This window comes from Streptomyces sp. NPDC087270, assembly GCF_044744625.1.
Classification (GTDB): domain Bacteria; phylum Actinomycetota; class Actinomycetes; order Streptomycetales; family Streptomycetaceae; genus Actinacidiphila.
In genome coordinates this window covers 155,123-169,786 of record NZ_JBIUYR010000014.1, presented here as the reverse complement: position 1 = coordinate 169,786, position 14,664 = coordinate 155,123, and the positions used below count along the sequence as shown (strand labels likewise).

The window sequence follows — 14,664 nt, the reverse complement described above, 5'->3', positions numbered from 1 at the left end:
TCATCGAGGGAGGAGCGGAAGGGGCCCATGGAGAAGCAGAGCGGGCGCGAGAGCGTACGGCCGCCGGGGATGACGGACGTCGCGCGGGTCGCGGGAGTGTCCGCGCAGACGGTCTCCCGGGCGCTGGCCGGGCACCCGAACGTGCAGGAGAAGACCCGCGCGAAGGTGCTCGCCGCGGTGGAGCAGCTCGGCTACCGGCGGAACAACGCCGCCCGCATGCTCTCCTCGGGCCGCAGCCGCACCATCGGCGTGGTCACCCTCCAGACCAGCTTCTACTCGCGCACCGCGCTCACCTCGGGGATCGAGCACGCCGCGCAGGCCGCCGGGTACGCGGTGAGCACCGCCACCACCGCGTCGCTGGACACCTCCGCGATCGAGGGGGCGCTGCAGCGGCTGGCCGACCAGCACGTGGAGGGCGTGATCCTCGCGGTGCCGCTGATCCATGTCTCGCGGCAGATCGAGCAGTTGACCGGTGCGGTGCCCACCATCACCATCGACGGCTCGCGCACCTCGGCGACCGAGGTGGTCGCCGTCGACCAGTCGCTCGCCGCGCGGCTGGCGACGCGGCACCTGCTCGACCTGGGCCACGAGACGGTGTGGCACGTGTCCGGGCCCGGGCAGTGGCTGGACGCGGCGAGCCGCGCGGCCGGCTGGCGGGCCGAGCTGGAGGCCGCCGGGCGTACCGTCCCGCCGGAGCTGGCGGGGGACTGGTCGCCCGCGTCCGGCTACCGCAACGGCCTGATCCTGGGCCGCATCCCCGACGTCACCGCGGTGTTCGTAGCGAGCGACGAGATGGCGTTCGGCGTGATCAGGGCGCTGCACGAACTCGGGCGCAGGGTGCCGGACGACATCTCCGTGGTCGGGGTCGACGACATCGCGCTCGCCGAGTACTGCTCGCCCTCGCTGACCACGGTCGCGCAGCCGTTCGCGGAGATGGGGGCGCTCGCGGTGGCGCACCTGGTCCGGGCGATCGCCGAGCCGGGCGCCGCCCCCGAACCCGCTTCCGTGGAGCCCACGTTGGTGGTCCGCGCGAGCACTGCTCCCGTCAGGGTGCCCTGACCCTCCGGGGTGGTGGGTGCTGTCGGTCGAGGGACCACCCGCCGGTGGTGGGCTGGCCGCGCCGTTGTCCCCCCCAGGGCTTCGCCCGGGTGGGGGCGCCCCCGGCGGAGCCAGGGGGAGCGGCCCCACGCGCCCGCTATCCGGCTGGACCGGATGCTCATCGGGTGTGCGGCGATATCAGGCTTGCTCGCTTGGTTCACAGACTCTGGTGTTATCGATGCCATCGCGGCTACAGTCGGCACCACTTTCGGCGCTCTCCCAGCCCTAGGCGGTAGTTGGCATGACCTTGAGCATGACCTCGAGCCCACCCCGTTCACCGCGTCGCAGACGTAGCCGGCGGCTTGCGACCGCGGTCGCGTTCCTCGCCTCGCTGACGTTGCTGTCGGTCGGAGTGACCCCCGCGCTGGCGGCGGCGCCGGCCGCGCAGGCGGCCGCGGACCCCGGCACACCCATCGACCCGGGCCAGTACAGCCTGGTCGGCGCCGACTCGCAGTCGCCGGCGTATCCGGCGCCGCCGGCGCTGGACGGCACCGCGCTCGCGGCGTTCGACGACGACACCGGCACGCAGTGGACCGTCGCGTACGACGTCGTGAACGGGGCCGGCGTCGCCAAGACGCCGATGCCGCACTGGCTCACCGTCGACGTGGGCGGGTCGTTCACCCTCACCGGCCTCGACTACTCCGTGAAGAAGCAGGACAACGGCCCGGTCAAGGACTTCAAGGTCTACGTCACCGACGACCCGGCCGTCGCGAAGGACCCGAAGGGCGACTGGGGCGCACCCGCCGCCACGGGGTCGTTCCACCAGCCCACCGCCGACACCGAGGTGCAGACGGTCGCGTTCGACAAGCCGGTCAAGGGCCGTTACGTCAGGTTCGAGGCGGACAGCGCGATCAACGGCAGCGACAACGCGTCCGTCTCCGAGCTGCGGGTGCGCGCGACCGGCGACACCACGCCCGCGCCGGTGACGCCGCCGCCCCCGGCGCACCCCGCCACCCCGGTGACCCTGTCCCGCGGCGGGCTGAAGGTCCAGGTGGCCAAGGAGTTCCCGCAGGTCGTGTCGTACGCGATGGACGGCGGCACGCTCGGCGGGCAGCCGTCGGTGCTGGACACCTTCGACATCAACGGCAAGGCGCACACCGCGACCACCGCGATGCGCGTCACGGGCGACACCGCGACGTACACATCCACCTTCGCCGACCTGCCGAACGTCACCATCACCTCGGCGATCACCGTGACCGCGAAGAAGACCGTGGTGTTCGAGGTGAAGAAGATCGCCGGCAGTGCGGCCCGCACCGTGGACGAGCTGTCGATCCCCGACCAGTCGCTGGTGTCGGTCGACACCTCCGACCCGCACGCGAACCTGGCCCGTACCAGGATCTCCACCGACTCCACCACGACCGCCGACCAGTTCATCGCGGTCACCGGTGCCACCACGCCGGACGCCGCGTCGGTCGGCACCCCCTACGGCTTCGTCGCCGACTCCCGGCTGTCCGCGGGGCTGCTCACCGACGCCACCGACGACGCCGCGCAGGACAACAACGACAACGGCAACACCCGGCTCCAGTCGCGGATCGTGGACGCGGGCGGCGGCGCCCGGCGCGCGGAGCTGTCGGTCGGCAACTACACCTACGCGGCCAAGGGCGCGACCGACCCGCGGGTGGCGACGTACACGCTGCCGAAGACCACGGTGGTGCTGGCCGGGGACGCCAACGGCGACGGCCAGGTGACCTGGGAGGACGGCGCGATCGCCTACCGGAACGCGATGACGCGCCCGCTGGGCGCGGACCGGGTCCCGGAACGCGTGGTGCAGCACATCCCGTTCAACTTCGCCAGCGAGGCGACCAACCCGTTCCTGAAGACGCTCGACAACGTCAAGCGGATCTCGCTGGCCACCGACGACCTCGGCCAGTGGGTGCTGGAGAAGGGCTACGCCAACGAGGGCCACGACTCCGGGCACCCGGACTACGGCGGCGACTACAACGTGCGGGCCGGCGGGTTGAGCGACCTCAACCAACTCGCCGCCCAGGGCGCGAAGTACAACGCCGACCTGGCCGTGCACGTCAACGTCACCGAGGCGTACCCGCAGGCGAAGCACTTCAGCTCCGGCCTGGTCCAGGGCCAGGTCAACGGCTGGGACTGGCTCAACCAGTCGTACCACATCGACCAGCGCACCGACCTGGGCAGCGGCGCGATCCTCGACCGCTTCAAGGAGCTGCGCAAGGAAGCGCCCGGCATCAAGACCGTCTACATCGACGCCTACTACTCCAGCGGCTGGCTCGCCGACGAACTCGCCACCCAGCTGCACAAGATGGGCTTCGAGGTCGCCAGCGAGTGGGCGTACAAGTTCGAGGGCGAGTCGATCTGGTCGCACTGGGCCAGCGACAAGAACTACGGCGGCCCCACCAACAAGGGCATCAACTCCAACATCGTCCGCTTCATCGGCAACACCGACCGTGACGTGTGGAACGTCGACCCGCTGCTCGGCGGCTCCGACATCAAGGAGTTCGAGGGCTGGACCGGCCAGGACGACTGGAACGCCTTCTACAGCAACATCTTCACCGAGAACCTGCCCACCAAGTTCCTCCAGCACTACCAGGTGACGGACTGGGACTTCGGGAAGTCCGCCCGGCTCACCGGCGGGGTCGACATCGCGATGACCGACGGGGTGCGGCAGATCACCATGGGCGGCGCCCTCGTCCTGAAGGGCGACAGCTACCTGCTGCCGTGGGGCGAGGCCAAGGGCGGCGACGGCACCTCCTCGCCGAGCGACGCCGACAAGATGTACGCCTTCAGCGCGTCGGGCGGCACCCACACCTTCGGGCTCACCGCGCAGTTCGCCCGGGACCGGCACTTCACCCTCTACCGGCTCACCGACACCGGCCGGGTCAAGGCCGCCGACATCACCCCGTCCGGTGGCCAGGTCACCCTGACCACCACCAAGAACCAGCCGTACGTCCTGGTGCCGACCGGCGGCAAGGCCCCGCACACGGACGTGGACTACGGCCAGGGCAGCGGCCTGTCCGACCCGGGCTTCAACGCGGGCGACCTGACCGCCTGGCACCCGACCGGCGGCGCGGCCGTCGCGCGCACCACCAACGGCGACAACGTCGCCCGCCTCGGCACCGGCGCCGCGTCCGGCATCTCCCAGCAGGTCAAGGGACTGAAGGCCGGGAAGACCTACACGCTCAGCGCCGACGTCGAGATCGCCAAGGGGCAGCGGCGCGCCGTCACCCTCGGCGTCAGCGGCGGCAAGCAGCCCGCCGCGAACACCTTCGACACCACACCCGCGCCCAACGAGGTGGCGGCCGACGCCAAGGAGGGGACGTACGCCCAGCGCGCCTCGGTCACCTTCACCGCACCGCCCGGCGGCCGGGTCACCGTCGCCATCGGCGCCGCCGCGGGCGACCCGGCGGTCACCCTGGACGACGTGCGGCTGATGGCCGACAGCACCGTCCCGCTGCCCAAGGCCGGCAGCAAGGCGGCCGGCGGCACCCTCGTCGCGAGCGAGGACTTCGAGGGGAACCAGCCCGGCTGGGGCCCCTTCGTGAAGGGCGACGCGGGAGGCGTCACCGACCCGCGCACCAGCATCAGCGACCTGCACGCGCCCTACAGCCAGAAGACCTGGAAGAACACCTACGCCCCCTACAACTCCGGCACCCTCAAGGGTCAGGCGGTGGACGACGTCATCGGCGGCGACCACTCGCTGAAGGCCCACGAGGAGAACACCGGACTGGTCTACCGCACCGTGCCGGCGACCGTGCCCTTCACCGCCGGGCACCAGTACCGGGTGTCGTTCAGGTACCAGACCAACGTGGCCGGGCAGTGGGCCTGGGTGACGGGCGCCGACACCGTCGGCGGCGGCAAGGTCACGTCGAAGGACGTCACCCGCGACACCCTCGACCCGGCGCTGGACACCGCCACCTACAGCAAGGACATCGTGGCCGGGTGCGGTGACACCTGGGTGGGCCTGCGCAAGCTCGGCGGGGCTTCCGGCACGGACTTCGTGTTGGACGACTTCACCGTCACCGACCTCGGCCCCTCGGCCACCGGGCCGGCCTGCGCGAGCGTCACGGTGCCGCCCACCGCGGAGTTGAGCCCCGGGGTGCCGAGCGAGTACGCCACCACCTTCACCAACAGCGAGACCACCGACGCCACCGGCGTGCGGATGACACTCGACGGGCTGCCCGCGGGCTGGACCGCCGAAGTGGAGAAGCAGGGCGGCAACGCCTTCGCGGCCGTCAAGCCCGGCGCGAGCGCGACCACCACCTGGCTGATCACCGCGCCGGCCGGTGCGGCGGGCACCTCGGCGAGCTGGAAGGCCACCGCCTCCTACACCAACGGCGGAGCCACCAAGACCGTCGCCACCGACGCCAAGGCGACGGTCGCCTCCCGCGCGCTGCTCTCGCCCGGCTCCATGACCGCCACCGCCGACTCCGAGAACCTCTCCTCCGACCCCACCGAAGGCCCGGTCGCCAACGTGCTCGACGGCGACCCCGGCACCATCTGGCACACCGACTACACCAACTCGGAGGCGCCCTACCCGCACTGGGTCACCCTGAAGCTGTCCGGACCCGCCGACGTCGACGGCTTCGGCTACCTCGACCGCCAGAGCGGCGGTCTCAACGGCCGGATCGGTGACTACGAGATCGCGGTCTCCGACGACGGCACCACCTGGCAGACCGTCACCCACGGCACCCTCGTGGACTCCCCGCAGACGCAAGCGATCAACTTCCCCCCGGTCAGGGCCTCCTACGTCCGCTTCACCGGGCTGAACGCGCTCAACGGCCTGCCGTTCGCGGCCGCCGCCGAGATGCGGGTCTACGGGTCGTACGCCAACCCGCCGGTGGGCTACCCGCCGCAGTAGGGCAGACGCACGGAAACCGGGGTGGCCGCTCTTCACGGAGAGCGGCCACCCCGGGCGCGGTTCCGGCCGCCGCGGGGCACGCAGGGCGCGCGAGCAACCCCGGGCGCGGGTCCCGCGAGGGCGCGGTCAGGCCATCCGCAGCGGCTTGTGCAGCCCGGACAGCTCCAGCAGGTCCACCGGCACGACCTCCTGGGTGCGGTCGTCGATCACCGACACCCGCACCGCGGGGCTCGGGTTCGCGTCCCTGGTCGCCTGGTCGTCCAGAGCGAACAGCACGTTCACCGGCCGCGCGCCGCCCGCGTCGTGGTGCACGCCGGCGAACCGCAACACCCGCCAGCCCTCGTCGTCCCAGGAGTCCAGGAGCGCGGAACGGACGATCGGCGCCGATGCCTGCCAGGCGAGCGAGCGCTCCAGCAGTTCCACCGACGCCTCGACGGGCACCCAGCCGCGCGGGCCGACCGGCAGCGGAGTGCCGAAGACCCGCAGCCGCAGCCGCCGCAGCGGCATCCACACCCGGTCCAGGTCGGTGGACAGGGCGAGCAGGCCCGCCGCGGCCACCGCGACCACCAGCACCGACCAGCCCGGGTCCCGGGCCACCCGCGACCACCAGGCGGTGCCCGCGAAGGCCGCGGCCACCCCGCCGACCAGTACCGCGCCGGCCCGCAGGAACGAGCGCACGCCGATCGGGCCCTCGTCACGGGCACTGCAACCGCAGGAGGACTGCGGCGCGGTCGCCTTCGCATAGCCGAGGTAGCCGGTGAAGCCCGCCCCGAGCAGCGCGGTGGCCGCGCCGGGCAGGACCGTGCCGGGGAAGGCGGCCAGCAGACCCGCGGCCACCACGAGTTCGACGGCCCCCACCGCGCGCAGCGCGAACGCCGCCCGGTGGCCGTTGCCGAGCACCCGCACCAGTACGGTGTTCGCCGCCACCTGCGCGGTGCGCCGGCCCAGCAGCTTGGCCGCGCCGCTCACCGCGAGCAGCACACCGCACACCAGGGGAGCGAGGTCGAGGATCATCGCGCCGCTCCTCAATGGCCGACCGTGACGCGGGCGATGTCCACCGAGTCGTCCGCGGGCCGCCAGGCGCCGAGCACCTGCGCCGACTGCCCGATCCGCACCCGGGACAGGTCCGGTGTGAGCGACCCGCCGAGGTAGGACGCGGTGGTCGTCTGGGGCACGATCCGGCCCACCACGGCGTGGTTGCCGTCGCCGTGCGTGAGGTGCAGGCGGTCCTTGGCGATGCCCCGGATCGTGCAGAACAGGTTCACGATGTTCACCCACACCGCGTCGGCGGCGATGGTGCCGTCGGGCATGTCGACGCCCCGCGCGTACAGGCCGTCGCCGACCTCGATCGCATCGGCGGTGGTGGTGTGCAGCTTCCAGACGCTGGTGGCGTTGGTGAGTTGGATCAGGTGCCGGTCGCCGTACGAGCCGGCCACTTCGAGCACGGTGCCCTTGATGGCGGTGATCCGGCCCTCGGCGAACGCCGACTTCGCGATCGCGGGGTCGAGGGAGGGGGACGGCGCGGCGAACGCGGCGTCCGCGTCGAGTCCACCGAGCGCCGAGGCGCCCACGATGGTGGCGCCGCCGAGCGCGGCGGTGGTCAGGAAGCGCCTGCGGTCGAAGCCGGAACGGGCCCTGGGGTCCTGGCGGTTGCTCATGTCGGTGCTCCTCCTGCCGGGTCGGGTCACTCGTAGATGTAGACCGGCAGCAGGCCGGAGCTGAGACTCCCGATCGCCGAGAAGGCCGCCGGGGTCAGGTCGATCACACGGTTGGTGCGGCAGGCGCCGTTGCAGCAGGTGGCCTCGCCGCAGAAGCTGTGGGTGCTCGGGCCGCAGTCGGAGATCGTGACGCAGACCTGGGCGCCGGAGCACTGGTGCTTGACGTTCATCACCGAACCGCAGCCGCGCTGCGGAAGGCCCTCGCCGCACAGGTCGGGCCGGGTGATGTTGAAGCACGCCTGGCTGGCGTAGGGCCAGGCGGCCTGGTTGGAACTGGACTGGCAGGTGCCGCAGGCGCCGGTGCCGGCGCTGCCGCAGGGGCCCCAGGAGCTGCCGCAGCAGAACCAGGAGGTCTCACCTGCCCAGAGGCTGGTCGATCCGCAAGCCATGTCGGGTTCCCTTCGCTGATGTCGGAATACCGAGGTGTCCTGTGCATGACAATTCGGGATGCGAGGTGGGGTTCGCGGGAGTTCGGGAGGAGTTCAGGATGCGGCGTACGAGGTGCGATGCGCGAGGTGCGGCGTACGAGGTGCGACGTGCGGCGTACGAGGTGCGACGTGCGAAACGCGGTCTGCGACGTACGGTCTGCGACGTGCCCGGGGTGTGGCGTGCCCGTGGTGTCTCGTGGAGCCGCACGCGACGCGGCGCTGCGCGCGTGGGCCCCGGGATCGGGCGCCTCCGGCTGTGCCGGGTGGGGACGTTGGGGCTGTAGTGCGGTGGAGCACGGCCATGATGCGCGCTTCTACGCGCGTCCGCCAGAGGGCGGACGCGCGTAGATGGTTTCCCGGTGCACCGACGGTGGCCGGAATCGTCATAACCCTGTCCTTGCCGCCATTCCCGGGCCGCGCCCAGGATGGTGACGTGACCAGCCGCCGTATCGTCTTCGCCGTCTACCCGGACTTCCAGATCCTGGATCTCACCGGGCCGCACGAGGTGTTCGCGAGCGCCGGACGGATAGCCGCCGCGGCGGGCGCCGGGGCGGCGGACCCGCACGTGGGTGACGGCGCGGACCGGACGGTGATCGAGGTCGTCTCCGCCGAGGCCGGCCCGGTCGCGTCGAGCGGCGGCCTCGCGGTGACCCCGACACTGCCCCCCGCGCGAGTCGGCAGCCCGGTCGACACGCTCGTCGCGGTCGGTGGACCCGGCGTCCAACGAGCCTGCCAGGAAAGGGAGTTCGTCGAGTGGTTCGCGGCCACCGCGCGCACCGCCCGGCGTACTGCGTCCGTGTGCAGCGGCGCCTTCCTGCTCGCCGAGGCCGGGCTGCTCGACGGGCGCCGGGCCGTCACCCACTGGTCGGTCTGCGCCGAACTGGCCGAGCGCTACCCGGCCGTCACGGTCGACCCCGACCCGATCTTCGTCCGCGACGGCGACGTGTGGACGTCGGCCGGGGTCACCGCGGGCATCGACCTCGCGCTCGCCATGGTCGAGGCGGACCACGGCCCGGAGGTGTCCAGGACGATCGCCCGTCACCTGGTGATGTTCGTGCAACGACCGGGCGGGCAGGCCCAGTTCAGTACCCAACTCGCCGCGCAGCGCCCGGACAGGTCGCCGCTGCGGGATGTGCTCGACTGGATCGCGGACCACCTCTGCGACGACCTCGCGGTGCCCGCGCTCGCCGCCCGCGCCGGGATGAGCGAGCGCAACTTCACCCGCGTCTTCCGCGCCGAGACCGGCCGCACCCCGGGGGCGTACGTCGAGGGCGCCCGGATCGAGGCCGCGCGCCGGCTGCTGGAGTCCACCGGCGCCACGCTCGACGGCGTGGCCCGCAGGTGCGGGTTCGGCACGGTCGAGACGCTGCACCGCAGCTTCAAGCGCCGGGTCCGGGTCACTCCGGGGGAGTACCGACGGCACTTCTCCGTGCCCGTACCCGCGCCGGCGCCGGCGCCCGATCCCGTTCCCGTACCCGCGGGCCCGGCCGCGGCCGCCGAACCGCCCCGGTAGCCGGCCGGATCGGTGCCCTGGGCGCCTTCCGGCCACTCGCCCGGGCTCGGCGTACCACCGGGCCCCTGACCCCCAACTGCCCCTTCCTGCCCACGAGTCGACGAACCGACCACATGTCAGGTCGACAAACCGACACGCCCGTACGGCGACACGTACCGGCCCCCAAGGGTCCGGAGCGGCGTCGGACACGCCCGAAAACGATCACTCCCGAAAGGTTCCGCCCGTGCGAATCGTCGTTCCGGTCTTCGACGGCTTCACCTCGCTCGACGCCATCGGCCCCTACGAGTTGCTGCGGATGCTGCCCGGCGCGGAGGTGGTCTTCGCCGCGCAGTCCACCGCCCCGGTCACCGACGACGCCGGCTGGCTGACCGTGATCCCCTCCGCCACGCTCGACGCGACGGCGTCGGCCGACGTGCTGCTCGTGCCCGGCGGCCCCGGCGCGTCCCGCAACCTCGGCAACGAGGCGCTGCTGGAGTGGATTCGCCGCATCCACGCCACCACCCGGTGGACCACGTCGGTGTGCACCGGCTCGCTGCTGCTGGGCGCCGCCGGGCTGCTGGACGGGCTGACGGCCACCACGCACTGGAGCGCGGCCGGGAAGCTGGCGTCCTTCGGCGTCACCTACACCGAGCAGCGGGTGGTGGAGCAGCCCGGGGGGATCATCACCTCGGCGGGCGTCTCCTCCGGGATCGACATGGCGCTGCGGCTCGCCGAACTCGCCGCGGGCCGGGTCGCCGCCGAGGCGTTCCAGCTCGCCATCGAGTACGACCCGCAGCCGCCGTTCGACTCCGGCGCGCTGTCCAAGGCGTCCCAGGAGGCGAAGGACTACCTCGCGGCGCGCTGAGCCGCGGGCGCGTGGGACGCCGCCCCGCCGTGCCACCCGCCCTGCGGGCGCGGCGCCGGCGGGGCACCGGGCGCGGGGGAGGCGGAGCGCGCGGCCGGAGCGGACGCCGGCGCGCCCGCGTCCTCGTCCGTGGCCGGACCCTCGTCCGTACCCGGACCCTCGTCCGTACCCGGGTCCGGCTCCCGATCAGCGTCGGACCCCGCCCCGTCCGCCTCCTGCCCCTCCGGCAGCCGCGGTTCGGCGGCCCGCAGCCGCTCGGCCGCCCGCTCCACCGTCTCCACCAGCGGCAGCACCCGCTCGGCCACGCGCTCCCGCAACGCGATCTCGGTGCGGGTCCTGACCACCCCCGGCAGCCGTATCAGCCGCTGGATGATGTCCTCCAGGTGCGCGTTGTCGCGGGCCACGACCCGGGCCAGCAGGTCGCCGCCGCCGGTGATCGAGAACGCCTCGATGATCTCGGGCACCACCGCCAACTCGGTGCCGATCTCGTCGAGATGGCCCTGTGCGACCTCGATCCGGACGAACGCCAGCACCGGGTGGCCGAGCGCCGCGGGCGAGACCCGCGGGCCGGCGGTGGTGATCACGCCGTCGCGCTCCATGCGGTCCAGCCGCGCCTGGAGGGTGCCGCGGGCGACGCCGAGGATACGGGCGTACTCGCGGACGCTGGTACGCGGCTGCTGGAGGAGCAGCCGCAGGATACGGGCGTCCAGGGCGTCGACGGGCATGGGCCGGTGGTCCCCTCACGGCTGTGTTCTTGGCATATTCACCGTACCGACGGGTCGTCGGCCGACGATCATTTCGAGCCACCGCCATGGCCGACGGAAAAGTCGCGCCGGAAGGGAACCGGCGGACCATCGGCGGAATCTTCATATTCACGGGCACGAACCGGGCCGTGCGCATAGGCTCCGGCCACACCCGGGCGCGATCACGCGCGCCCGGCGATGTCGACGGTGACCGAGGGTGGGGGAGTTCGCGGTGTCTTGGGATGGGCAGAACGGGGCTGGTGGCGGCGGTGGTTACGGTGCGCCGCCACCCGGCGGCGCGGGAGGACCCGGTGGTCCGGGCGGTCCCGGCAACCCGCCGGGAAGCGGCTACGGCAGCCCCGGCGGCTACGGCGCACCGCCACCCGTCCCGCCCGTCCCGCCGGCTCCGCCCACCGCCGGCGGCTACGGTGGCTACGGCGCCCCGGCGGGCGGCTTCGGCCCGCCCGGCAGCGGCCCCGGCGGATATCCGCCGCCCCCGCCGCCCGCGCCCCCCGCCGCGCCCAAACCGCCCGCCGACGCGCTGCGGGCCGTCGCCGTGGGGCTGCTCAACCTCAGTGGCCTCGGCCTCGGTTACGCCTTCATGCGCCGCTGGCTGGGCCTGGCGATCTGCCTGATCGCCACCGCCGCGCTGGTGGTCGTCGCGCTGCCCGCCAAGCCGGACGGCGTCTCCGGCGGCGTCCTCGCCGGCTATCTGGCCTTCCTGGTGCTGGCCGCCGCACACGGCGCGTGGCGCGGCCTGCGCACCCGCCTGTCGTGGCCGCCGCTCGCACCGGTCGCGGTCGTGGTCGGCCTGGTGCTGCTCGCCGTGCCGGCCGGCGGCGTGGTCCTCTACGACAACGCGCGGGACAACGCGACGCAGAAGATGCTGCTGGACCGCCTCGCCGCGGCCGACAGCAAGGTGACCGCCGCCAAGGGCAAGGACTTCTCGTCCGCCCAGCCCGCCTACAAGTCGGCCCTCGCCTCCTACAGCGACCTCAAGAAGCACCACTCCGGCTCCAAGGCCGCCAAGTTGGTGCCCGCCCGGTTGCAGACGTTCTACTCGACGGTCGCCGCGCCGTTCGACCAGCAGCAGTACTGCGACGCCATACCCCCGCTGAAGTACCTGCGCACCGTGCCCGACTCGTTCGGCAAGGACGGCGTCGGCTCACTGGCCACCTGGCCCGACGACAAGCTGGCGACGTCGCTGTACGAGTGCGGGGTCGTCGACCTGCAGAGCACCGACCAGTCCACCTCCTCCGGCGGCGACGAGAACGACCTGGGCGAACTGCTCACCACCTTCCCGCAGTCGCCGCAGGCCGCGAAGGTGGAACCGGCGGTCAGCTCCACCATCGACAAGGCGGCCAAGGCGATCGGCGGCAGCGACCCCTGCGGCGCCACCCAGAAGGTCACCGGCCTCGGCTCCTTCGCCACCACCCTCTCCGGCAAGGCGCACGGCAGCGCCGCGGCGGCCCTGGCCAAGGACTCCTCGCGTGCGGGCAGCCATGTGGAGTCGGGTACGTACGCGTGCGGCGTGCACCAGTACAAGTCCGGTGACTTCGACACGGCGCTCACCACGATGAACGACTTCACCGGCAAGTACCCGCACGACAAGAACCACGCGCTGGCCCACAAGTTCGCCATCGCCGCGGAGATCGCCAAGGAGGAGGCCCCGGCCGGCAAGCACGTGCCCACGATGGCCTCCGGCGGCAGCATCAAGCTGATCGTCAGCAACGACAGCCCTGACCCGGTGCAGATCCTCTACACCGGCAAGGTCACCGGCAGCTTCACCCTCAAGGCGTGCGGGAGTTGCCACGCCTACTCCAGCGAGGCCAGTGCGCAGGGCAGCGCCTGCCAGGCCAGCGGCAAGCACTACCCGGAGAAGACCATCTACCTGCCGACCGGCACCATCTACTTCCTGCACAAGCCGTCGGGCGATTCGGGCGCCACCTCGCACGCGGACTCCGAGACGCTGCGTTCGGGCAGTTACTACACGGACTGCGCCTACACCGTGTCGTCCTACGGCGGTTTCTGACCGTCCGCGGAACGGAATCCGGACCCCCGGGGCGCCCGACGGCGTCGCCCCGGGGGTCCGACATGCCCCCACCGGGTGACCCGGGGGCGACGCCGACCGCCGCAGGTACTACTCTCAGCCGCCGTACAGGTGTCAGTCGGAAGAGGTACGGCAAGTGGCCGCACATGCATACATCGGGTCGTTCACGTCGGCGGGCGGGCACGGGCTCACCGCCGCCGAGGTCGACCCGGGCACGGGCGCGCTGACCGCGCTCGGCCACACCGCCGAGGTGCGGAACCCGTCCTTCCTCACCGCGTCCGCCGACGGGGGCACGCTCTACGCGGTCGGCGAGACCGATCCGGACGGCACGGCCGCCGCGTTCTCGCTGGCCGACCCGGCCGCCCCCAAGCTGCTCGGCGTCCCCGTGCCGGTCCGCGGCGGCGCGCCGACGCACCTGGCGCTGCACCACGGCCACCTGGTGACCGCCAACTACGCGGCGCCCGGCAGCGTGAGCGTGCTGGCCGTCGAGGACGACGGCGCGCTGGGCGCGGTCCGGTGCGTCCTGGCGCACGAGGGCGACGGGCCGAACCCGCAGCGCCAGGAGGCCCCGCACGCGCACGCGGTGCTGCCCGACCCCAGCGGCCGCTGGCTGCTCAGCGTGGACCTCGGCACGGACTCGGTACGGGTCTGCGAACTCGACCCGGCCACCGGCGAGCTGGAGGTCGAGCGGGAACTCGGCCTGCGCTCCGGCATCGGCCCGCGCCACCTCACCTTCCACCCCGGCGGCGGTCACGCCTACGTGATGAACGAGCTCGACTCGGTCGTCACCGTCTGCCGTTGGGACGCCGACAAGGGCAGCCTCCGGCCGCTCGCCGAGACACGGGTGCTGCCCGACGGCGTCAAGGGCGACAACTACCCCTCGGAGCTGGTGGTCTCGCCCGGCGGCCGGTTCGCGTGGGCAGCCAACCGCGGGCACGACAGCATCGCGGTGCTCGGCATCGACGAGACCGGCGAGCAGGTCGAACTCCTCGACACCGTGAGCTGCGGCGGCGCCTGGCCGCGCCACCTCACCCTCGACCCGTCCGGCACCCGCCTGTACGCCGCCAACGAGCACTCCGGCGACGTGAGCTGGTTCGACGTCGACCCGGCCACCGGCATCCCGAAGCAGACGGGTTCGCTGGCACTGCCCGCGGTGTCCTGCGTGCTGTTCGTCTGACCGACGGCCTACCTGACCGGCGGCCTACCTGACCGGTGGTCGGTCTGACCGGTGGTTCGTCTGACCGGCGGTCGGTCCTGCCGCGCAAGGCGGCCGTCCGCAGGCGCGCGAGCGCCCGCACAGGCGCCTCCTGGAGCGGGGGGGGGGGGGGGGGGGCGCGGGGCGGGGGGGGGGGGGGGGCCGCCCGCCCCCCCCCCCCCCCGGGCGGGGGGGGGCGGGGGCCCCCCGGGGGGGGGGGGGGGGGGGGGGCCCCGGCCGGGGGGGGGGG

Annotated in this window: 9 protein-coding genes and 1 pseudogene; 6 read left to right on the top strand and 4 right to left on the bottom strand. The window is 73.0% G+C overall.

The genetic code is table 11. The features are described 5' to 3' along the window. Positions 1-27 precede the first annotated feature (27 nt). Positions 28-1,059 carry a LacI family DNA-binding transcriptional regulator gene (locus ACIPAE_RS26710; protein ID WP_329362487.1) on the top strand — a complete coding sequence of 344 codons (1,032 nt, stop codon included), beginning with the start codon at positions 28-30 and terminating at the stop codon, positions 1,057-1,059. 292 nt (positions 1,060-1,351) lie between these two features. Continuing rightward, a complete protein-coding gene (locus ACIPAE_RS26705; RefSeq protein WP_402448449.1) occupies positions 1,352-5,923 on the top strand; it encodes an endo-alpha-N-acetylgalactosaminidase family protein in 4,572 nt (1,523 codons plus the stop codon). Positions 5,924-6,049: 126 nt separating this feature from the next. Here ACIPAE_RS26705 and ACIPAE_RS26700 read toward each other — a convergent pair whose 3' ends face one another. Genes ACIPAE_RS26700 through ACIPAE_RS26690 form a run of 3 tightly spaced genes read right to left on the bottom strand, consistent with a single transcriptional unit; the run spans position 6,050 to position 8,030 of the window. Next, a complete protein-coding gene (locus ACIPAE_RS26700; protein ID WP_402448447.1) occupies positions 6,050-6,937 on the bottom strand; it encodes a MauE/DoxX family redox-associated membrane protein in 888 nt (295 codons plus the stop codon). Between the two features lie 11 nt (positions 6,938-6,948). Next, positions 6,949-7,581, bottom strand: a complete 633-nt coding sequence (locus ACIPAE_RS26695; RefSeq protein ID WP_329362481.1) for a cell wall protein — start codon at positions 7,579-7,581, stop codon at positions 6,949-6,951. A 26-nt stretch (positions 7,582-7,607) separates the two neighbouring features. Next, positions 7,608-8,030, bottom strand: coding sequence for a hypothetical protein (locus ACIPAE_RS26690; RefSeq protein WP_328472195.1), 423 nt, complete (start codon positions 8,028-8,030; stop codon positions 7,608-7,610). 472 nt (positions 8,031-8,502) lie between these two features. Here ACIPAE_RS26690 and ACIPAE_RS26685 point away from each other — a divergent pair, with 472 nt between their 5' ends. Further along, positions 8,503-9,582, top strand: coding sequence for a GlxA family transcriptional regulator (locus ACIPAE_RS26685; protein ID WP_402448443.1), 1,080 nt, complete (start codon positions 8,503-8,505; stop codon positions 9,580-9,582). Between the two features lie 223 nt (positions 9,583-9,805). Beyond that, complete coding sequence (locus ACIPAE_RS26680) at positions 9,806-10,426, top strand: DJ-1/PfpI family protein (protein ID WP_402448440.1); 621 nt, start codon at positions 9,806-9,808, stop codon at positions 10,424-10,426. A gap of 257 nt (positions 10,427-10,683) precedes the next feature. Here ACIPAE_RS26680 and ACIPAE_RS26675 read toward each other — a convergent pair. Next, positions 10,684-11,151 (bottom strand): annotated as a pseudogene (locus ACIPAE_RS26675) (Lrp/AsnC family transcriptional regulator); the annotation flags it as partial. 250 nt (positions 11,152-11,401) lie between these two features. Between ACIPAE_RS26675 and ACIPAE_RS26670 the strand changes: the two are divergent. Further along, a complete protein-coding gene (locus ACIPAE_RS26670; RefSeq protein ID WP_402448437.1) occupies positions 11,402-13,201 on the top strand; it encodes a hypothetical protein in 1,800 nt (599 codons plus the stop codon). A gap of 154 nt (positions 13,202-13,355) precedes the next feature. Continuing rightward, complete coding sequence (locus ACIPAE_RS26665) at positions 13,356-14,396, top strand: lactonase family protein (RefSeq protein WP_329362469.1); 1,041 nt, start codon at positions 13,356-13,358, stop codon at positions 14,394-14,396. Positions 14,397-14,664: the final 268 nt, after the last annotated feature.